Here is a 20,948-nt window from a genome sequence, read left to right as displayed (position 1 = left end):
AAATAAATTCTTGGGCCAGTAAAATAACATTCTTACTTTATTTTTTTATCAGCTTTTTTATTTTAATCTTCTTCCCAAAATCTGGTTTTTCTCAAGATAAAGAAAAGATATTACAACTATCCGGCGTCATTGTCGATAGCTCAACCAATAATCCAATTTCAGGAGCTCATGTATATATACCGGCTTCAGGAAGAGGAACAAGTTCTGATTTTAATGGTTTCTTCACCTTGCCAGTTTTGGCAGAAGATAGTATTGTGATTAGCTCAGTTGGTTTCCAATTAGAATCTATTATTGTTCCACATTCAGAAGGAGATAGGCTTACCACACTGGTAGAAATGAAAGAAGACACTACTTGGTTGCCTCCTCTTGAGGTTTTACCTTTTGCAACCGAAAAAGAATTTAAAAATGCTATTTTGGCCATGAAATTTGAAGAGGAAAGAAGTCCCTTTCTTGCCTCAAACTATACCATTGATATTTTTGATTATGGTAAGATCCCCATGGATTTTGGAGAAAACCAAAGGCTTTATTTCAAACGGCAGGTTGAGATCCAAAGTAAACAAGGGTTTATTCCTGAAAAATTCGAAAACGCATTCTTAAACCCAATTAATTGGAGCAAATTCATTCAATCTCTTAAAAACGGGGACTATAAAAGGAAAGATTAAGATTTTAGGTTAATGAATAATTAAGAATGAATGATTAATTGAGAAAAGAATTCCTGCAATGGGATTCCCTTCTCCATTTATTATAACATTTTTCGAAATATTATCCTATTCCTTTCACCCTCTTTGGCAAACAAAAGTCATGGCTAAAGAGAAAAGGAATCTTAGGATTCCCAAATACTTTTTATTGGCACATTTTCCTTAATATTTTTTTAAATCGCTTTACTAAACTGCTTTTTTCCTCCACTTTCCTGATCTCTTTTTCTTTTATCAAAAGCCATACAAATATTTCGAATGAATGCTTGCCCCAATGGGGTAACATGAAGGGATCTGCTATCTACATCTATTAAACCGTCCTTTAATAGATTGATTAATTCCACCCTTATTTTGCCATCCATCTTTTCCATGAGTTCTTTTTCCCAATACAAAGCTCCCCGACATGCTATATCCAAAATAGATTGACGAATAAGCAAATCCTCTTCAGTCATAATATGGCCACGAAAAACAGCATTATTTCCTTCATTCACTGCTTTTTGATAGGTTTCTACCAGCTTTATGTTTTGACCATAAGCATATTTGGCATCACTAATAGAACTGGCACCCAACCCAAGAAGTAACTCGGTTTGCCCGGTGGTATATCCCATAAAATTTCGGTGTAGACTCTTTTCTACAAATGCCTTATAGAGGGGATCATGGGGGAGAGAAAAATGATCCATTCCGATGTCGAAATATCCTAATTCTACCAATAATGATTTACCTAGTTCGTATAAAGCCCTTTTAGCTTCATTATCTGGTAAGTCAGCAGAGGTATAACTTCTTTGTCCGGGTTTTATCCAAGGAACGTGGGCATAGCTATAAAAAGCGATTCTGTCAGGCATAAGTTGGGCGACCTTCTCAATTGTGGAGCGTATAGTTTCCGGACTTTGGTAAGGCAACCCATAAATTAAATCATAATTAACAGACTCATATCCAATGGACCGTGCCAGATGGGTAACTTCAACCACTTTTTCATAAGTCTGCAGGCGATTTATAGTTTTTTGTACTTTTTCGTCGAAATCCTGAATTCCAAAGCTTACCCTTGAGAACCCCAAATCATATAAAACCCTTAAATGTTCTGCTGATGTGTTATTGGGATGTCCTTCAAAACTAAATTCAAAATCAGGATGATAATCAGTGTTTTTTAAAATCCTGGTAAGTAAATCTTTAAGATTTTCTGGACTAAAAAAGGTAGGTGTTCCTCCTCCCAAGTGAAGTTCACGAATTTGAGGCTTTCCAGAAAAACGATTCAAATAAATACCCCATTCATTTACCAAGGCTTCACTATAGGTCTTTTCCACCTTATGGTTCTTGGTAATACGTGTATTGCAGCCACAGTAGGTACATAGAGATTCACAAAAAGGAAGGTGGATATACAAGCTTATTCCTTCTTTTTCATTGGATTCCTCAAAAGTGGTATTTACAATATCTAACCAGTGATCTTTTTTAATAATTTCATTTTCCCAGCAAGGAACGGTGGGATAGCTGGTATATCGGGGAGCCGGAACGTTATATTTACGGATTAAAGCTTCTGGAGTTTTCATTTTCTCGTGATTTTTCCTTTTTACAAAATTGATGGAAAACTCCAGAGCTTTCAATGAGAGCTATCAAGTTGAAAAATGATAAATATCATAAATTACAGACCAATTGAACTCTATAATTTAGGTTTAGACATGTCCTTTAGATTTAAGGCTCTTTATTCCTTATTTTTTTAGGCTTATATAAAGACCCAGTATCCTTAAATATTGAAAATCAAGGTAAGAAAATCCTAAATCCATAAAGGATATGACGTGTTCAAACAAAAAACAAATAAATTTATTAGGAAAAAAGGGTAATAATTTAGGGATTTGCACTTTTACAAAAGATGGGCAAATCGTAAATTTGTATTGACCGTTATTGTCTAAAAACCAAGAGATTTGGCCAGATATTTGTTGGAATAGGAAACAACCTCAACAATAATCGTTAAAACAATTAAACAAAACAGGGTTACTTCTTTTTAATATTTAACTTTGCTTAGTTGAATTGAGATAAATTTTTTACTCAGCCCTTTGGGCTGTTTTTTTGACCGTTTAGGGGAATGATAACTAAGATTTTGAAAATAAAAACAAAAAAGATTTCAGGTTGGCTGCCAGGGGTTCTATTTACCCTTGCCATATTTTGCACCTTTTCAACAATTACCCAGGGACAAAATCTAAAAAAGAATCTAAAATTGTTGGATGAGAACGATTTTGACCGTTTGGAAAAAGGTATACAGGCGTCCATTTCAAAAAATAATATAAATCCAATTTCTAGGTATTCCTATTCCTTACTTTTTGTTAATGATTCCTTCCCCAGGTACAATGTGGATTCAGCCTATTATTATGTTTTGGGAGCCATTGTAGATTTAGATAGCCTGGACAGCAAAAAATCTAATCGTATCGTTAAGGCAGGCCTAAGTATAGATACTCTTCAGTATCAAAAAAGCCATTTAGATTCCTTGGCGTTTAATATAGCTTTAGAAAAAAATACGGAAAGTGATTATCAATATTTTATAGGACTTCATCCTGATGCCAAACAGGTCCCAGAAGCTATCCATAGAAGAAATGGTTTGGCTTTTGAAAAAGCCCAAAAACTCAATACCTACCGGGCCTTTCGAGAATTTGTTGATAAATATCCCGATGCAGAACAAGTAAAAGAAGCCAATGAATTTTACAGTTATTTATTATTTGAGGAAAAAACCCAGGATAAAGATCGAATAGCCTATGATCAGTTTTTAAAGAATTATCCCACAAATCCTTATATCGATCAGGCCTATTTAAGATTATATTACATTGTAACTGCACCTAATACGGAAGAAGCCTATCTGGATTATATTAAATCTTACCCGAATAGCCCTTATCACCAAAAGGCCCTTAATGCTTTCTTTTACTACTATACCTCCACACATAAAGGAAAAGATTTTCTGCGAGATTTTGGGTCAATGGCAAATGATTCCCTTAAAGAGGCTGCCCTTTGGGCTGATACTCTGTTAATCCCAATAGTAAAAGATCAATTATATGGCCTAATGAACGCAGAAGGAAAAGTGGTGCTGCCACCCACTTATGAACATATTTCTTCGGAATATTTATGTGATTGTATACGAGGAAGTTTCTTTGTTGCCAGTTCACAAGAAAGCCCCCAAATTCTCTCCAAAAATGGTCAAATTCTCTACAACAAGCCATTTGACCATGTAGAGGATCTCGGTTTTGGCTTAATAAAATTGGAAAAAGATGGAAACTTTGGGTTATTCCACCAGAGCAATAATGAAATTCTACCCAAAGGATATGAGGAAATCCGCTTGTTAGAAAATTCATTTATTATCTACCGCAAAAACGGACTTTGGGGATTGGCCACCATTAATGGTGAAGAAATATTCAGTAATCAATTTGAGGAAATCTATAGTGAAGGGCAATTTATAATTTTTGATAATGGGAATCGACTTGCTCTTTCAAAAAAAGAAAAATTGCTTCGCTCCATAGAAAGTTACCCTTTAAACTTAACCTTTATTTATGATGAGGCAGAAGAAGTAAGTGAGGGCTTTATCTTAGCTTCAGAGGGAGAAAAAGAAACCTTACTGGACAAAAATCTTAAAACTGTAATCCCTTTAAAAAAACAGGAAATTACCCAATGGTACGGTGGTTGGTTAACCAAAAACAGTAATGGGTATTCCGTCCTGGACCGGAATTTTCAACCTTTCCTGAATCAAAAAGTGGAAAAAGTGAAATTTAACCCTAATTGGTTTGCCTTCGAAAGTAATCATAAATGGAGTTTAATCAACAATTCAGACAGTACGGAATTTTTAGTGACAGGTGATTCTCTCAATCTTTTGAATCCTGACTTTGCCATTTTGTATAAAGGAGATTCTACACAACTATTTTTTAACGGGGGAAAACAGGTAAATATTAGTAATACAAAAAGCCAAACCCTACTCAGTACCTATAGCCCAGATCAAAAAAAGGAGGAAAGTTATCTCTTTATAGTTCTGTCAAACAATAGCAAGGAAGTTTATAATAATAAAGGAGAGGTAATTCTTAAGGGCAATTATGATGAAGTAGACCTGTCCGGAAATTTCCTTTTAAAAGCAAGAAGGGGACAAAAAATAAGTTTGGTCAATCATGAGGGAGAGCAGCTTCTTCCTTTAGCTTATGAAGGCATTGGAAAATTTAGTGAGGGCTTAGTACCGATACTATTAAGAGGTAAATTTGGTGCTTACCAGGTAGAAAATAAGCAATTAATCAAACCGGTTTACAGTACCCAATTGAAAGTCTATAACGACAGCCTCCTAATTGCCAAAAAAAATGGAACAACTGGCCTGATTGACCTCAAGAATGAATCTATTACAAATTTTGAATTTGATGATATCACCTATTGGACGGATAGTTTGGCCCTAGTTAAAAGAAATGATTACTGGAGCCTGTATAATATTTATGAAGATGAAAATGTCTATGATGAAATCATTGATCCTTTTTTTATTAGACAGGACCAGGAAGAGAAATTAATTATATTTAGAAATGACAAAGGATTTGGGGTATTATCAAGTTTAAAAGGGGAAGTTGTTCCTGCTGGCTATAATGATGTGATAAATATCGGAGCTCCGGAAAACCCAGTTTTCTTTGCAGAAAAATATATAGATGAAGCCGATTTTTATATAGGTATTTATTACAATGAGGAGGGGAAAATAATCCGTCGACAGTCCTTTAATGAAGAAGATTACGATCTGATTTATTGTGACGAATAATTAAGAAATAGGGATTACAACCATCTAAATTTGGCACTATTAAATTTTAATTTGTAATCCCTATTTCACCCTTAGATTTAAAAAAGGTGCTTTTATACTTCACTAAACTGTTTAACAATTCTCTTTCTACTTGTTTTTAATTTAAGATTCCTGCTTAATACATGAAAACGGAGTAACATCAAACAACCACTTATGCTCAGTCCAATTAATAATCCATACCAAATCCCTTCAGCTTCCATATTAAAGGTAAAGCCTAATAAATAACCAACAGGCAAGCCCACAACCCAGTAAGCCAAAACAGCAAAAATGGTAGGCACCTTTACATCTCCCATTCCTCGCAATGCCCCCAAACCTACTACCTGTACCCCATCTGAAACTTGAAAAAATGCTGCAATAATTAATAGAGAGGAGGCAATACCAATAACTTCTTCTTCGGTTACATAAAAATGAGGTAAAATATCCTTAAACAGCAAAAATCCCCCACCCATGAAGGCCATAAATAAGATTCCCATTCCAAATGCCACAAAACCAGCTATTCTCATATCAGCAATGTCCTTCCCTCCGAACAAATTACCTACTCGGACAGTGGCCGCTGCTCCAATTCCGGATGCCATCATATAAGTTACCGCTCCCAAACTTATGGCAATTTGATGAGCAGCCTGTGCATGTGTACCAATCCAGCCCGTCATAATGGCTGCAGCACTAAAGGCACCCACTTCAAAAATAAATTGGAAACCAGTAGGCAAACCTATATTTAAGATCTTTCTAAATTCTTGTCGATGAAAACCCTTTAAATTTACCTTTTGCCAATATTTTTGGAAACGCCCCGCATTATAAACATAAAGCACCATGGCCAATGCCATAAGCAACCGAGCTATTAAAGTAGCTAATCCTGCTCCGTTTAACCCCATAGCCGGAAAGCCCATTTTTCCATAAATAAATACAAAGTTCATACAAATATTTAGGAGGTTAGCCCCTACCGAAATATACATAGCCCATTTTGTATCCGACAAGCCCTCGGCAAACTGCTTAAAAGCTTGAAATACCATTAATGGAAGTAATGAAGCACTTAAGTAAATGGAATAAGGAATAGCTAATTGTACTACTTCATCGGGTTGATTCATATAACGCAAGGCATCGGTTCCCAAAAGTAATATGACAAAGAGCAAAAGAGCCGTAATCAAAACAGTTAATACACCATGTTTAAAAATAGTGGCTACTTTTTTATTATCATTCTCACCATGGGCAGTAGCTACCAGGGGAGTAACGGCCATCGAAACTCCAATACCAAACATCATCACAATGCCAAAGATGCTATTGGCCAATGAAGCTGCAGCTAAATCTTTTGCACCCAGTCGTCCTACCATCAATGTATCCGCCTGACCTGCCAGCATATGCCCCAATTGGGAAAGCATGACAGGATATGCCAATAGAAAATGCTTCTTTATGTGGGGGGTATAGGTGGAAAGATTCATTAGCACTAAAAAATTTGAATTTGCAAAGGTATTAAAAAAATCGCCCACCCATATTAGGTTAAAGCTGAATTTAATACGTCAGGATGTATTTTCTTATTGCGGATATAGTCCACCTCTTGTCACTTTTTTAAATAAAGTGTGTCATTCAATATGAAATTTTAATCATTTTAAAAATTAAAGGATAGGCCCCTTTCTATATTAATTTTTCGCGAAAATTTCCTCAAAGTTTAAATTAATAACCCCTCCGGGATTTTTATAAAATGATTTATCTAAATTCTTTCAATTAAAGCTCAAAAAGGATTTTGGGAATCAAACAACCTCATTATACAAAAAAATCATACTTTATTGCGGACAGGGGAACGTCCACAGCAACAAATTGTTTCCCTAAAAGAGAAGATGAAAAGATGTGATGAAGGAAGAAGCTATTGAAAAGTACCTCCCCCATACTAAATACATAAAAGACCTACACCTCGATATTGGCTATTTGATCACAGAACAATTCTTTTTTGGAGCTACGGCCCATATTCCCAATACGGAATGGTTAAAAAAACGTGCTACTCTTTATAAGCCTCAAATTAAATTATTTGAAGGTTTTGTCTTAAGTGAGTATTTGGAAGGGTACGAAAGGGAAATGGAACTATATTTTTTGAATGTACAGGAATTAGCCCAAAAATACGATAAGCAGCTAGAAAATGGAGATCCCTACTTTTGGGTAGCCCCTCTTGTCTTTAAAAAAGATGTCGGTGTAATGGGCTTTCCTTGGTTCGACACTTTTCAACAGGCTAAATATACCCTTCAATTATTCCAAGCAAACAATGAGGGGACAATATTTTACGGTAGACAGCCCCAATGGGAATTAACCGTCCATGCGGATCAACACAAATTCTACTTTATTTATCGAAATCCTGAAGAAAACACAAACCTTTGGTTAATCAACACAGATAAGGCTCCCATACAGCAGAAAGTGACTGAATCTTTGAAAAGGACAGAAAAACAGATAGCACACTTTTCCAAAACCACAGGGGTAGATTATTGGAATTAGTGCAGAATTAAGAAAATAAGAGTTAAGCGCGAATTGTGAAAAGCTAAAAACTGCATTAATCCAACTTTCTTGTCTTTTGAAATTCTATTCGACGTTTAAAATAATCCCCCTTTTCATTTTTCATCCTTAACAAATAAAAAAGCTGCTTTCAATATCCCTGCTATACTTATGCTATCGGTAATTTTCTCCTCCATTACCCATTGAACAGCTTCCTTAAAGGGCAACCGTATTACTTCCAAATCTTCGGTGTCCTCAAATTCTGTTTCTCCATGCCTAATTTCTTCTGCTAAATAAACAAAACCTTCCTCATCAGTCACCGAATTAGAGGTATGAATGCGCATTATGGAAGTCCACTTCCTGGCTGATAAACCCGTTTCTTCCTTCAACTCTCGTTTAGCTGATTCGAGAGGATTTTCTCCCAAAGCCCCTCCTCCCATAGGAATTTCCCAGGAATACTCTTCCAATGGATAGCGGTATTGCCCTACCAACCAAGTATATCCTTCTTCATCAATAGGAATAATGCCAATAGCCTTATTCTTAAAACTTACCTTGCCATATATCCCTTTTCCTCCGTTTGGATTCAGAACCTGATGTTCTTCTACATGAATCCAGGGATTATCATAAACCTCACGGCTACTTAAAAATGTCCATGGATTTTTACTTTCTTTTTCCATTCAGTTCTCGATATTTCTTTAAATTATAATTATCATGATTCCTTCATTAGCAAATGATCCGTTTACTTTACATTTACTATTATCCATAGAAGCAAACCTAAGATTCCTATTCACTAATTGTAATTTGTAGTTTCTAATTACTTAATTTCACAAATTTTCTTACAGAACTACCGACAAAGATATACGGTTTTCAATTACCTTTGTTCTTATGTTAAAAGCTCATTTTTCCAAGGACAAATTAATAGAGGCTGGATGTGATGAAGCGGGAAGAGGCTGCTTGGCTGGTCCAGTAACTGCAGCAGCAGTAATTTTACCACCTGATTTCCAGCACCCTTTATTGAACGATTCCAAAAAACTCAGTAAAAAACAAAGAGAAATTTTACGTCCCATCATTAAAGAATCAGCTTTGGCTTGGGCAGTAGCTGAAGTAAGCCCAGGCGAAATAGATGAAATCAATATCCTCAATGCATCTTTTTTGGCTATGCATAGAGCCATTGAGCAATTAAAAATTGAGCCCGAACTCCTCCTCATTGACGGAAACCGCTTTAAAATTTATAAAAGCACTCCCCACGAATGCATTGTAAAAGGAGACGCCAAATTCTATTCAATCGCAGCGGCCTCCATTTTGGCTAAAACTTATAGAGATGACCTGATGACTAAGCTTGCTCATGAATTTCCTCATTATGGTTGGGAAAGAAATGCGGGCTATCCCACCAAAGAACATCGGGAAGGTATCAGAAATCATGGAGTCAGTCCCCACCACAGAACATCTTTTCAATTATTACCTACGCAACTTGAGTTGTTTTAATAGACATTGTAAAAAATAAAGATTGATTTTAAATACCCAGACACAACAACCCCGCCATAGCCCCCATAAGATCATCAGATGCAATAAAATTTTGTTTGGTTCTTACACCTAAAACACCCAAAATATTTCATCAAAAACACAATTATACAAATCATCATTCTATTTCTACCAAATTAAGTCTTAATCTCTATATTTGCATACCAATTCAATATAATCCTAATGGACAAAACAATAGAAATCAAAAAGATAGCGCTAAATGATTTGCATGAGCAATTGGGTGCTAAAATGATGCCTTTCGCCGGCTACAATATGCCTGTACGATACAGCTCCGACATTGAAGAGCACCAAACGGTAAGAGAAGGTGTGGGCATTTTTGATGTTTCACACATGGGTGAGTTTATTTTAAAAGGCCCCAAAGCCCTTGACCTCATTCAGCGCGTGACCAGCAATGATGCTTCCAAACTTTTTGACGGCAAGGCCCAATATTCTTGTCTTCCCAATGATGAGGGAGGAATTGTGGATGATTTATTAGTGTACCGTATTTCTGAAGAGGAATATTTATTGGTAGTCAATGCGTCCAATATTGAAAAAGACTGGAACTGGATCAGCAAATTCAATACCGAAGGGGTTGAAATGGAAAATATATCAGACAATATTTCTCTTTTTGCTGTGCAAGGTCCAAAAGCGGCTGAGGCTTTACAATCATTGACCCAAACAGATCTTAAAAACATGAAGTACTACACCTTTGAAAAAGGTGAATTTGCTGGTGCTCCTGATGTGATCATATCAGCCACGGGTTATACAGGGGCAGGAGGATTCGAGCTGTACCTTAAAAACGAATATGCTGAAGAAGTCTGGAAAAAGATCATGGAGGCTGGAGCTGATTTTAACATAAAACCAATTGGGTTAGGGGCCAGGGATACCCTTCGCCTGGAAATGGGATTCTGTCTATATGGTAATGATATCGATGATCAGACCTCTCCTTTAGAGGCTGGTTTAGGTTGGATCACTAAATTCAACAAAGAGTTCACAAACTCTGAAAGCCTCAAAAAACAAAAAGAAGAGGGAGTTCAGCAGAAACTTATTGGTTTCGTTATGGAAGAAAAAGGAATTCCTCGAGCTGGCTATGAGATATACAATTCCCAGGATGAAGTCATTGGCCGAGTTACCTCAGGTACGCAGTCCCCTTCCATGCAAATAGGCCTTGGGCTTGGATATGTACAAAAAGCTAACAGTGCTGAAGGAACAGAAATTTTTATCGGTGTCCGAAAAAGAAGGATTAAGGCAAAAATAGCTCGTCCTCCTTTTTACAAAGGTTAATCATGCCAAATCAAATAAAAAGGACAGCGCCAGTTCCAAAGGGATTGGCGCTTTCTAATTTTAGATACTTTTTAAACTAATAATCTGATGAATAAAATCGATGTTTGTTTTTCTCCGGAGCTAATAAAACTATATGACATTCAGGAAAAAGTAGTAGTCGTAACAGATATTCTTCGGGCCACCTCCTGCATTACCACTGGTATTGCTCATGGAGTTAAAAGCATTACCCCTGTAGCTACCCTAGAAGAATGCAAAACACTTCAAGCCAAAGGTTACATTGCGGCGGCTGAAAGAGGCGGGCAAAAGGTAGAAGGTTTTGATTTGGGAAATTCTCCGTTCAGTTATATGAATGAATCCTTCAGAGGGAAAAAAGTGGCAGTTACTACAACCAACGGAACTCTTTCCATTGATTTATCAAGGGATGCAGCTCAAGTAGTTATTGGCTCCTTTCTAAATTTAACGGCTGTGGTCAACTACTTAAAATCCCAAAACAGGGACATTTTGGTCTTTTGTGCCGGATGGAAAGGTAAATTTAATTTGGAAGATACCCTTTTTGCAGGTGCTGTTGTAGAATTACTAAAGGAAAATTTTGAATTAGCCTGTGACGCACCCCAAGCCGCTCAAATCCTTTACAATCAATCCAAAGATGATTTGCTTGTAGCTTTAGCCAACTCCGCTCACTTAAACCGACTGAAAAACTTCAACACCATGAAGGATGTGGAGTTTTGCCTGACCCCTGACCAATACGATGTAATTCCTGTTCTTCAGGGAGATGAATTGGTCCAATTGGAAAACTGAAATGTTAGAAACCCACGTTTTGTGAATGTCCTAAATAGATTAAAAAAATAGCAGGTGAAATCATCTGCTATTTTACTTTATTTTAACTTTTCGTTGTTTCGATGACGTTCACTATCTCTATTGGTCTTCTTTTCGATATTTTTTCTAAAGGCTTTGGTCAAATCTACCCCTGTTTGATTTGCCAAACAAAGAAGAACCCACAGAACATCTGCCATTTCATCTGCTAGATTTTTGTCTTTATCTGAAGCTTTAAAAGACTGATCGCCATACTTTCTGGCAATTATTCTTGCCAACTCTCCTACCTCCTCCGTTAAAATAGCCATATTGGTCAATTCACTAAAATAACGAACGCCGTAGGTTTCAATCCAATCATCCACTTGCTTCTGGGCTTCCTCTAAAGTCATAGAATCTATCATTTTTTAGATATTAATTTATAAATCTGATATTAATGAAGGTAAAAAAATTACTTAGGTGGTGTACCAGGTTCATTAAAATTTTCTACTCTTTATTCTTAGTATCAATAGTAATTGTCACAGGTCCATCATTTATCAACATCACTTTCATATCAGCCCCAAATTCCCCGGTATGTATTTTTTTATTTGTCAAGCTTTCTAATTCTTCCACAAAGTTATCATAAAGAGGAATCGCAATTTGGGGTTTAGCAGCTTTAATATAAGAAGGCCTGTTTCCCTTTTTAGTACTTGCATGTAAAGTAAATTGACTTACAACCAACAACTCTCCATTTATATCCAGGAGACTTTTGTTCATTTTTCCTTCTTCATCCTCAAATATCCGAAGATTAACAATTTTTTTTCCCAACCAAGCTATATCTCCCTGCTTATCATCCTCCTCAATGCCCACCAAAATCATTAATCCCTTTCCTATGCTACCATTTACTTTTCCTTCAATAGTCACCGATGCTTCCGAAACTCTTTGTATTACAACCCTCATAATTTAAATTTACAACCATAGAAAAAGCTCCACTCTTCAAATCAAAAGCGCAGTGCAAAATGCATTTATATAATCTGGAAACTGAGACTTAAAATATAGTTTTTACTTAACGTCTTTTTCAACTTTTCAAAAAAATCCACATTAAACCAGGAGTCTTAGGAAATAATGGTACTTCTTAAATTCTCCTTTAACCCAGGCATTCTTTGACAATATTTTCAATTTTGTCAGATGTAAAAATATACTTTCCACTAAGATTTTGCCTGGCTTTTAAATACATGGCTTTGGCGACCGTACTCCCCTTTATAGCCTTATATTTTCTTAAAGGTCCCATAAAAAGAAATCCAAAAAGTGAAAAGAAGACTTTTGCGACGTCTTCCCCAACCCTTACCTCTTTTCTTTTTCCAAGAAGCTGAGAGGGCTGAAAAATATGTAGGGTTTGTAGTTCCAAGTTCGAAATAGCTTCTTGTACTTCCCCCTTGACCCGATTGTAGAAAAATGAAGAGTTTTTATCCGCTCCAATTGCTGAAACAATTAGAAATTGATTTGCATTACACTTTTTTGCTAATTGGGCCAATTCTAAAGGATATGTAAAATCAACTTTCTTAAAAGCCTCCTGAGACCCCGCCTTTTTTATTGTCGTCCCCAGACAACAATAAAAATCTGCCCATTCCAACCCCTCAGGACTTACATCAACTAATTGATCAAAATTAATAATCCTTTCTTCTAATTTTTCTCTCTTTATACCAAGAGACCTTCGACCCAAAACAATTATTTTTTGATAATATTCATCAGCCAAAAGATAGGACAATAGGCTTTCTCCTATCAATCCACTAGCTCCCGCAATTACAGCTATTCTCATGAGTTTTATTTTATACCAGAAAAAAAAGGAATTATTCCTTTCGCTAATAAAAACCTTTTCCTATTATTTTGAACAAGTTTACATGGCACCTCTAAAGGTTTTCTAATAGAAACCCCTCTAAATATAAACAAATACCTGCCAAGATTAAAGATACACTCCCTCACCTTAAACCTTCCAAATAACTATTGAAAAATATTCAAAAGGTATAATTTCACCTAAATTTGTATTTCTAGAAAGGTTCAATTGCCACCTTTCATATTTTCAAATTAATAAACCTCCTATATTGCTTTTCAATTCTTAAAGCACCCAATCATCCAATAGGGAATAAAACTCATCCTGAATCATTTGATTTTTATTCTTAGCATACCAAGTATGTATTTGTTTAGAAACTTCCGGATATGCCATATTTTGGGCTTTCAAATCCAACATAAGCTGTTGAGCTTCCATCGGTCTTGGCCCCCAAAAACCCAACTCCTGAAAGTCTGATGCTCGGAGACAGATCAATTTAGGAATCGACCTACCACCATTGGTCAAATATTGATCCATCACATCAAGGTTTTCATCCCTTAATAAAATCTTTAAATCGATATTATCAGAGGCTTGCACCATTTTAGCTATTGCAGGTAAATTTTGGGCAACATCACCGCACCAGGCCTCCACCAAAACAACCCAATACAATTTTTCAGGTACATTATTCAACTTTTTAACTAAGCCCTCTTTTAGAATTACGGTTTTATCACCCCTTTTCATTCGTTGAACATTCATCCGGGTATATTCAAGCATGGCTTCAGAGTGATTCTCCCCTGTGGTTTTATTTTCAGCCAATAAATTATCCGTTAGCTCCCGAAATTCCTGATAACTGATAGCAGAGTTTAAATGTTCTTTTTGAATAATTCCTTTTCCCATCTTAAAAATAATTTATATAGCACATCAATGAGACTCCATTCCGATCAATGGGGTAAACGGTCAAAATTAAGGTGAGGTTTAATTAAGTGAAGAGTGACAAATGAAGAAGAATGGTTTTAGCTTTTCCGGATGGGGGATTCAAATATGGAAATGTAACACGAAGGGGTAAAATTCAAGGATTAAAAAAACAGATAATTGAGACTGGCCTTTAGAATTAAAAAAAACATTAATAAAACTAAAAATCGAAAGGCTTTTCAATGATTTTTCATCCTAAAATCTAAATAGTTACAATATTCTCCTTAATAAATGGATTATAGTCTTTTAAGAAATAAAAACTGATATTTATTGAGATAAGCTCCACAGTTCAAAAGCCTGAATATCATTTCTTATGTTTTTATACACCATTAATAAAAGCGTCAAATCATCAAATAACCCAGAAATAGGAATAAAATCGGGAATAAGATCAACAGGTGTTACGAAATATATTAAGGATCCACTTATGGCAATAATAGACCTCAAGGGCACTACCCGGTATTCCCCTGAAGCATAAGCCTTTAACATTTTAACCATACTTCGGATTACCCCCTGCACCTGTTGAATGTTCTCGGACTGTCCCGTTAGTTTACCCAATTTACTTAAAACCCTTTCTGTAAACTTTTTAAGACGATCCGGGTCTTTTACCATTTTTTCCGCCTTTTTATTAGCCAAACTCTGGTAAGACTGCAGATAGTGAAGGTTAATACTTTCATTATACTTTATTCCCATATTTAAATTTTTTAAATTAATCCCGAATAAATACCATTTAAAGTAGTAAAATGAGGCCTTAAATTCAAATTAACATCCTTAAAAGTCTCTCCTTATTTCATCTTTCAAAAAGATTAAAGCACTATTTATGGCATTATCTGGCACTTGCATCCATTCTTCAATAAGCTTTCGGGAAAACTCAGTACTACCGGCTTCGGCAGGCATTTCTTCTCCCAACTGGTTGATCTTAATTATTAATTCCTCCACTGCACTCTTAACTAAGTTCCAAGCTGAATCTGACATATAGATTTGTTGCGAAAGATTATGGTTGAACTCCTGTCTTATTTCCGATATAAGAACATGACGAAATTGAATAGCCGAAAGAGCTTTATCGTTCAAACGGGTAAGCATCTGGTCTGGCGAAATTCGCTCTAACAAAAGACTTATTCGCTCATATGCCTGTAAGCGAATAGGCATTACCACTTGGGTATTTATTTTTTTTCGCTCTTCTTTTCTGTCTTCAATTTCTTTATTTAGGAAAGATTTAACTGTTAGGTACATTGCATACAATACAAGTCCTGCCGGCAAAATCAGCTTTAATAACTCTACTCCAACCTCCATAGATGATCAATTAAATTTACAACGAATAAATATTTAGGAATTACGAATTTTAATTTGGTAAAAGGAAAACAGTAAAATAAAGTCTTTAGAACGCTATTAAAATTAAAAATAGCCGAACCTTACCAAATCAATAGAACAATATCTAAAAATAAACCTTAACCCAATTGGGATAAAAAATAAACAGAGGCCTCATCAGTTTAGATTACGAAGACCTATATAAAATAATCACTCAAATTTAACTAATTTTGGCCACCAAAGAAGGTAATGGGAAATTAAGAATCAACAATTAGAAAGATTATGAATTATCCCGTTAAGATTTAGATAACAGAAAGTATTTAAAGTTTCTCCTTTATTATGGAGGAAAATATCCAATTACTAGCATTGTAAAGGTTTATAATAAATGTTTGAGAATTTAATACCCATCAGTATAAGCGAAAAGGCAGTAAAAGAAATCCAGCAAATTATGACCCATAAAAACATCCCCGAAAACTATTCCTTAAGGGTAGGTATCAAAGGCGGCGGATGTGGGGGCGTTTCCCTTGCGCTAGGATTTGATCAGAAAAAAGAAAACGACTTGGAATTTACTATTGAAAATATTCAGGTATTGGTCGAGAAAAAGCACACCATGTTTTTAATTGGAAAGGAAGTAGATTTTTACGAAGGTGCCGACACCAGGGGGTTTATGTTTATAGACAAGATGGAGGGAAATAAAAAGGAAAAGGAAACCTGAAAGACCTCCTTTTTCAACTTAATCAAACCTTTTCAACATTTCTACTTTTTTGGAGGGTAATTCTTGCTCTATTACAAACACCCCCAATGGGAGGATTGAACTTTGAAATATTTATTTCTATTTTCTCAATTGCTTCAAATCTTTTCATGGCCTTCGTCAAGATTCGATGTGCCAAATGCTCTAGAAGACGAGAAGGTATAGCCATTTCCTCCTTAATCAAGGCATATAGTTCTTCATAATTGATCGTCCCACCTAAATCATCATTTTCGGCTGCCTGCTCCAAATTGGTCATGATACTGATATCCACTCCGTACTTATTACCAATTTTACGTTCTTCTTCATAATAACCATGATAGGCAAAGAACTCCATTCCCTCCAATGCAACTTTCCCCATTTTCTTTTATTCAATTTCATCAAAAAATGAACCCGTCCCCTTTTCTTTGGAGGATATTTGACTCTTCAAAGGCTGAAAATCTACGCTATTAGGTTTTTCCTCCTTCAGATTGAGGCCTTCATTCTGCCGGTCTTCTTCGCTTATTGCTCTTTTTTCTGAAAACTCCTCCTCCAAGACATTTTGCGGTTTTTCTAACTTTTCTGATAAACCCAAAGAGGTTAAAGTATCAGGTACCACGGCTTTCATATTATGGGCCTTCTGCTTTGAAATCTGCACCAGATCTTCCGCTACAAACCTCTTGGGATCATTTTCCATTTTATTTACTCTCTCCAACAACCCATTTGACATAGATTTCAAATCAGTGAGCATGGTTGCTCGAGCATTTTCCAACTGCCGGTATTTTTGTTCCAAATTCCTTACTTCTTCATCCAGTTCATCCACAATACGATTAGCTTGATGTTGAGCTTCCTCAATTATGGACTTTGCCTTATTTTTCGCCTCATGCATTAAGGCTTCCGCTTTCAAGTGAGCTTCCCTCAAATGTAAATCTGCGGACTTATTAGCTTGTTCAATTAAGTTGGCCCCGGTATCCTCAGCCGTTTTCAGGGTTTTGAACAAAGACCTTTCTACTTCCCGCATTTTTTCCAATTCCTTCTCAGCGGTTTCCAACTGCCTTTTTAGTTCATTTTGAGTCTCAGTATGGCGTTCCCATTCATGGGATAGGGACAATAAAAATGCTTCTACCTCATCTTTATCATACCCCCTAAATACCTTCTCAAAACTTTTTTGCCTAATTTCTAAAGGTGTTATTTTCATAAGATTTTCAAAAAATTAAACTCTCAATTACCTCAGATGATATTCAAAAAACTCAACCATGCCCCAAAATTCTCATATTGCAGTAATTGCCCCTTGAAAACTTGCACATCTTTCTTTTTTTGTCCGTCTTGTTCTATTAAAAATCTATGTCTTTTCTTAACGAACTAAAAAAGGCTTTTTTCATACTTAATAATGATCATATTCGCCTAAAAACAAACAAATTTAAGCCTTTACTAATTAGGCTTAAAGTCTATATCCCAAATTGATATGGAGCGATCATCACTGGCCGAAATCAATTGATTTTCATATGAGGTCCAAAGCAATTTATTAACTGAGGTACCATGTCCAGCATGACGTGCCCTATCAATAACTTTAAGCAATTTAAACTGCTCCGCATCCCAAACCTTCACCGATTTATCCATACTGCAAGATGCAAAATATTTTCCATTAGGACTATAAACCAGGTTGTTGATGGCATACATATGAGCGACTATAGATTGAGAAGGCTCATAATCCTGCTCTACGTCCCAAACCTTAATGTGGGCATCCCTGCTACCACTTAATAAAAATCTGTAATCCGGCGAATAAGTTAAGGTAAAAACCGAATTCTTATGAGACCGAATTTCTTTTACCAACTCTAAGGTATCCGCCTTAAATATTCTAACCGAATGATCACTGTAACCTACAGCCAAGTCATTATTTAAAGGGTTAATAGCGATCGATCTGGCACTTTTCTCAGAAGCAAAAGCCTTTTTTACTATTGAAAGATTATTCAAGTCAACAGAGAAAAGCCCCCCATCCCCAGTTACCAAATATGCATAATCCCCTAAAAGCTGAATATCAAAAATCGCAGATTTACTTATTTTCAGGGAACCCACCTCTTTTCTACTTTCAAGGCCTATCAAGTGAATTCCCTCAAAATTTTGCCCCACAATTAGGAAATTTGCTTTTTCAAAATAACTCATAGCGTAAATGGAATTGGGCAATCGAGCTATCAATCGTCCATTTTCAGGCTCATTCAAATCCCACAAGACCACCATTCCATCTCCTCCAGCAGAAAAAAATTCGGACTTATTTTTTCCTCTTTCCAAGCTATAAATACAATCTTTATGTCCTGTAAGAGTATGCAATTTGGTGACATTAACTTTGCTCATCTTCGAATAAACCAATTAAATGAATAAAAATACAAACTTTAGAAAAGAATAGCGGAAACTTACTTTATTTTTTCTCTTTGTTTTCAATCAGAAAAGCAAAGTTATCTTTGTCAATAATTAAATAAAATACGAAACTCAATAACAGATGAGTTTCGATAGCTTTTATGCTTGATAAAATGGATTTAATCCAGTGAAACTTGAATTTTCTTTCATAATTGAAGCAAATTAGTAATCCCAAATTCTCAATTCCTAATTAATTCTATGACTGTTGCAAAATTAGAAAAACTCAACGGCAATTCATCTTGGTGTCTTTGGGAAATCAATGAAAGTGAAACCGACTTATTCAATGCTCTACCTGCTTATGATCAAAAAGTTTTCCAAAAGCTAAACATTAGTCATTCAGGAAGGAGGCTGGAATGGCTCGCTGCCCGAAATTCAATTAAACAATTAGCCGAAAGCCTTGGAATTGCATATAAGGGAGTCATAAAAGATGAACATGGAAAGCCCTTATTAAAAGACCAATCATTACACGTTGGCATTACACATTCCTTCCCTTTTGCGGCAGGAGTTATCCACAGAACAAAAGCGGTGGGGATTGATATTGAAAAAGTCCAGGAAAAATTATTGAGATTAGGTTCAAGGTTTCTAAAGGATAGCGAACTACAAGACGCAGACTTTATCTTGGAAAAGTTATGTGTATATTGGACAGCAAAAGAAACTTTATATAAAATTCATGGAAAAAAGAGATTGGCTTTTAAAGAAAACCTACACATTGAGCCATTTCATTTAGCTAAAAAAGGAACCTTAAAAGGAATTATCGAGCAAAATGAAAATAAAAATCACCACCAAATTTTGTATATAAAATTCAATAATTTTTATATTAGCATCGGAAGTTAGCCAATTGACATAATTAGTTTATATAATTTTTCAAATAATTGGTCAAACTAATAACCAGCATTAATGGATAAGTAATTCTCGTACTAAAGTCAGTTTTATTTAAATAAAAGGATACTTTTTACCCAAAAAATATTTTTATACCGGGAATCGTTAATTGGGAAGAAATAGCAATTTTTTAAAAAATCAACGTTTTAGATTTACGTTCCCGCAGGTATTTATGACTAAGGTAATATTAATTAAAAATTACAATTAGAAATTACCAAATTCTAATTAACAAAAGGCGAAATATAAGCCTTAAGAAATTTTTATTAGACCATTTAGTTTAGTGAATAACACTAATTTATTCATATTTATACCAGCAGGGTTTTAATAAAACTTGTTTTTTTAAATACTCAAAAATAATAACAAGGTGTTTAAATAATTATAAAAGAGGTTTTTTATGTTTAAGCTGTAGGATTTGGAAAAAGTAAGAAAACAACATTTTTACTGGACCAATAAAATGGTTGAATCTCCCAAAACATGAAGATTCTCTTTAATGATGTACACCTTAATTAAATTTTTTAAAACTCAACGTGTGTAGATATGAGATTAAGGATATTTTTGATTGGCTTCATTTTATTTTTTTCCATTAAAGCCACCTATGCCCAAAATCATAGCATTAATGATTTTACCCTCAAAAATGTAATTGACAATAAAGAAATTTCTCTTTCTGATTTTAAGGGGAGCAAGGGAGTAGTTGTCATTTTTACTAGTAATTATTGCCCTTACGCTAAATTATACGAAAAGAGAATTCAAAATTTAGCTGCGAATTATTCAAGAAAAAATATTGAATTCCTACTCATCAACCCTAACAATCCAAAAAGCAACCAACAAGAATCGGTAGAGGCAATGGCTCAAAAAGCTAGGAAAGAAGGGTACAATTTTCCTTACCTCAAAGATCAAAATCATAAAGTGGCCTCCTTAATGGGAGCAACAAAAACCCCAGAAGTTTTCTTACTGACCAAAAATCAAAAGGGTTTTGTAATTTCTTACCAGGGAGCAATTGACGACAACCCACAAGTAGAAAACGATGTCAAAACTTATTATCTAAAAGATGCGCTCGATCAGGTAGTTGCAGGGAATAAACTTTCTTATAAAAACCAAAAAGCAACAGGATGTATGATTAGGTAATTGCCCTCATCATTTAATTCAAATTAGACTTGAGAGTTCTTTTTAAGAAAGCAAATCCAACATTTCCTGAAGCTCATTGACTTTATCGGGATTTCCTAATTTTTGAAAAGAATTAACTAAATTCCTCAATACCCTTTT

21 protein-coding genes are annotated in these 20,948 nt (G+C 35.3%); 9 read left to right on the top strand and 12 right to left on the bottom strand.

The window, feature by feature from the left end; genetic code table 11:
* On the top strand, positions 1-662 hold a 662-nt coding region (locus E1171_RS21505), incomplete at its 5' end, for a carboxypeptidase-like regulatory domain-containing protein (RefSeq protein ID WP_155208135.1).
* 209 nt (positions 663-871) lie between these two features.
* Here the strand turns inward: E1171_RS21505 and hemN are convergent.
* Entirely contained in the window at positions 872-2,239 is a 1,368-nt protein-coding gene (gene hemN / locus E1171_RS21500; protein ID WP_155208134.1) for an oxygen-independent coproporphyrinogen III oxidase, read from the bottom strand.
* Between the two features lie 533 nt (positions 2,240-2,772).
* On the opposite strand from hemN, the gene E1171_RS21495 reads away from it, so the two are divergent.
* A complete protein-coding gene (locus E1171_RS21495) occupies positions 2,773-5,451 on the top strand; it encodes a WG repeat-containing protein (RefSeq protein WP_155208133.1) in 2,679 nt (892 codons plus the stop codon).
* A gap of 92 nt (positions 5,452-5,543) precedes the next feature.
* Here E1171_RS21495 and E1171_RS21490 read toward each other — a convergent pair whose 3' ends face one another.
* Positions 5,544-6,926, bottom strand: a complete 1,383-nt coding sequence (locus tag E1171_RS21490; RefSeq protein WP_155208132.1) for an MATE family efflux transporter — start codon at positions 6,924-6,926, stop codon at positions 5,544-5,546.
* A gap of 406 nt (positions 6,927-7,332) precedes the next feature.
* Between E1171_RS21490 and E1171_RS21485 the strand changes: the two genes are divergently transcribed.
* On the top strand, positions 7,333-7,968 hold the full coding sequence (locus E1171_RS21485; RefSeq protein WP_155208131.1) for a hypothetical protein: 636 nt from the start codon (positions 7,333-7,335) through the stop codon (positions 7,966-7,968).
* Positions 7,969-8,081: 113 nt separating this feature from the next.
* Here E1171_RS21485 and E1171_RS21480 read toward each other — a convergent pair whose 3' ends face one another.
* The gene (locus E1171_RS21480) at positions 8,082-8,642 is read right to left on the bottom strand and encodes an NUDIX domain-containing protein (protein WP_155208130.1); all 561 of its coding nucleotides are present in this window, start codon (positions 8,640-8,642) and stop codon (positions 8,082-8,084) included.
* A gap of 208 nt (positions 8,643-8,850) precedes the next feature.
* On the opposite strand from E1171_RS21480, the gene E1171_RS21475 reads away from it, so the two are divergent.
* The 3 genes from E1171_RS21475 (at position 8,851) to E1171_RS21465 (ending at position 11,568) form a co-directional block, all read left to right on the top strand.
* Complete coding sequence (locus tag E1171_RS21475) at positions 8,851-9,450, top strand: ribonuclease HII (protein WP_155208129.1); 600 nt, start codon at positions 8,851-8,853, stop codon at positions 9,448-9,450.
* Between the two features lie 219 nt (positions 9,451-9,669).
* Positions 9,670-10,770 carry a glycine cleavage system aminomethyltransferase GcvT gene (gene gcvT / locus E1171_RS21470; RefSeq protein ID WP_155208128.1) on the top strand — a complete coding sequence of 367 codons (1,101 nt, stop codon included), beginning with the start codon at positions 9,670-9,672 and terminating at the stop codon, positions 10,768-10,770.
* A gap of 87 nt (positions 10,771-10,857) precedes the next feature.
* Positions 10,858-11,568, top strand: coding sequence for a 2-phosphosulfolactate phosphatase (locus tag E1171_RS21465; RefSeq protein ID WP_155208127.1), 711 nt, complete (start codon positions 10,858-10,860; stop codon positions 11,566-11,568).
* A gap of 77 nt (positions 11,569-11,645) precedes the next feature.
* Here E1171_RS21465 and E1171_RS21460 read toward each other — a convergent pair whose 3' ends face one another.
* The 6 genes from E1171_RS21460 to E1171_RS21435 all read right to left on the bottom strand — a co-directional run bounded on the left by E1171_RS21460 (position 11,646) and on the right by E1171_RS21435 (position 15,649).
* Positions 11,646-11,972: a nucleotide pyrophosphohydrolase gene (locus tag E1171_RS21460; protein ID WP_155208136.1), complete on the bottom strand. Its 327-nt coding sequence runs from the start codon at positions 11,970-11,972 to the stop codon at positions 11,646-11,648.
* A gap of 94 nt (positions 11,973-12,066) precedes the next feature.
* Positions 12,067-12,519 (bottom strand): D-aminoacyl-tRNA deacylase, encoded by a 453-nt coding sequence (dtd, locus tag E1171_RS21455; RefSeq protein WP_155208126.1) that lies wholly within the window; start codon positions 12,517-12,519, stop codon positions 12,067-12,069.
* 187 nt (positions 12,520-12,706) lie between these two features.
* Positions 12,707-13,378, bottom strand: a complete 672-nt coding sequence (locus E1171_RS21450; RefSeq protein ID WP_155208125.1) for a Rossmann-fold NAD(P)-binding domain-containing protein — start codon at positions 13,376-13,378, stop codon at positions 12,707-12,709.
* Positions 13,379-13,675: 297 nt separating this feature from the next.
* Complete coding sequence (locus E1171_RS21445) at positions 13,676-14,284, bottom strand: thioredoxin family protein (RefSeq protein ID WP_155208124.1); 609 nt, start codon at positions 14,282-14,284, stop codon at positions 13,676-13,678.
* 342 nt (positions 14,285-14,626) lie between these two features.
* Complete coding sequence (locus E1171_RS21440) at positions 14,627-15,049, bottom strand: YkvA family protein (protein ID WP_155208123.1); 423 nt, start codon at positions 15,047-15,049, stop codon at positions 14,627-14,629.
* 78 nt (positions 15,050-15,127) lie between these two features.
* Entirely contained in the window at positions 15,128-15,649 is a 522-nt protein-coding gene (locus E1171_RS21435) for a DUF7935 family protein (protein WP_155208122.1), read from the bottom strand.
* A gap of 400 nt (positions 15,650-16,049) precedes the next feature.
* On the opposite strand from E1171_RS21435, the gene E1171_RS21430 reads away from it, so the two are divergent.
* The gene (locus E1171_RS21430; RefSeq protein WP_155208121.1) at positions 16,050-16,379 is read left to right on the top strand and encodes an iron-sulfur cluster assembly accessory protein; all 330 of its coding nucleotides are present in this window, start codon (positions 16,050-16,052) and stop codon (positions 16,377-16,379) included.
* Between the two features lie 22 nt (positions 16,380-16,401).
* On the opposite strand, the gene folB is transcribed toward E1171_RS21430, so the two are convergent.
* The 3 genes from folB to E1171_RS21415 form a co-directional block, all read right to left on the bottom strand.
* Positions 16,402-16,773, bottom strand: a complete 372-nt coding sequence (gene folB / locus E1171_RS21425) for a dihydroneopterin aldolase (RefSeq protein ID WP_155208120.1) — start codon at positions 16,771-16,773, stop codon at positions 16,402-16,404.
* Between the two features lie 6 nt (positions 16,774-16,779).
* The gene (locus tag E1171_RS21420; RefSeq protein ID WP_155208119.1) at positions 16,780-17,589 is read right to left on the bottom strand and encodes a DivIVA domain-containing protein; all 810 of its coding nucleotides are present in this window, start codon (positions 17,587-17,589) and stop codon (positions 16,780-16,782) included.
* A gap of 233 nt (positions 17,590-17,822) precedes the next feature.
* The gene (locus E1171_RS21415; protein ID WP_155208118.1) at positions 17,823-18,743 is read right to left on the bottom strand and encodes a WD40 repeat domain-containing protein; all 921 of its coding nucleotides are present in this window, start codon (positions 18,741-18,743) and stop codon (positions 17,823-17,825) included.
* 261 nt (positions 18,744-19,004) lie between these two features.
* On the opposite strand from E1171_RS21415, the gene E1171_RS21410 reads away from it, so the two are divergent.
* Positions 19,005-19,640 carry a 4'-phosphopantetheinyl transferase family protein gene (locus E1171_RS21410; protein WP_155208117.1) on the top strand — a complete coding sequence of 212 codons (636 nt, stop codon included), beginning with the start codon at positions 19,005-19,007 and terminating at the stop codon, positions 19,638-19,640.
* 582 nt (positions 19,641-20,222) lie between these two features.
* Positions 20,223-20,810: a thioredoxin family protein gene (locus E1171_RS21405; protein WP_155208116.1), complete on the top strand. Its 588-nt coding sequence runs from the start codon at positions 20,223-20,225 to the stop codon at positions 20,808-20,810.
* Positions 20,811-20,948: the final 138 nt, after the last annotated feature.

Origin of the sequence: Xanthovirga aplysinae, from assembly GCF_009711365.1 — a bacterium.
Classification (GTDB): domain Bacteria; phylum Bacteroidota; class Bacteroidia; order Cytophagales; family Cyclobacteriaceae; genus Xanthovirga; species Xanthovirga aplysinae.
This window is presented reverse-complemented; position numbering and strand designations above follow the sequence as displayed.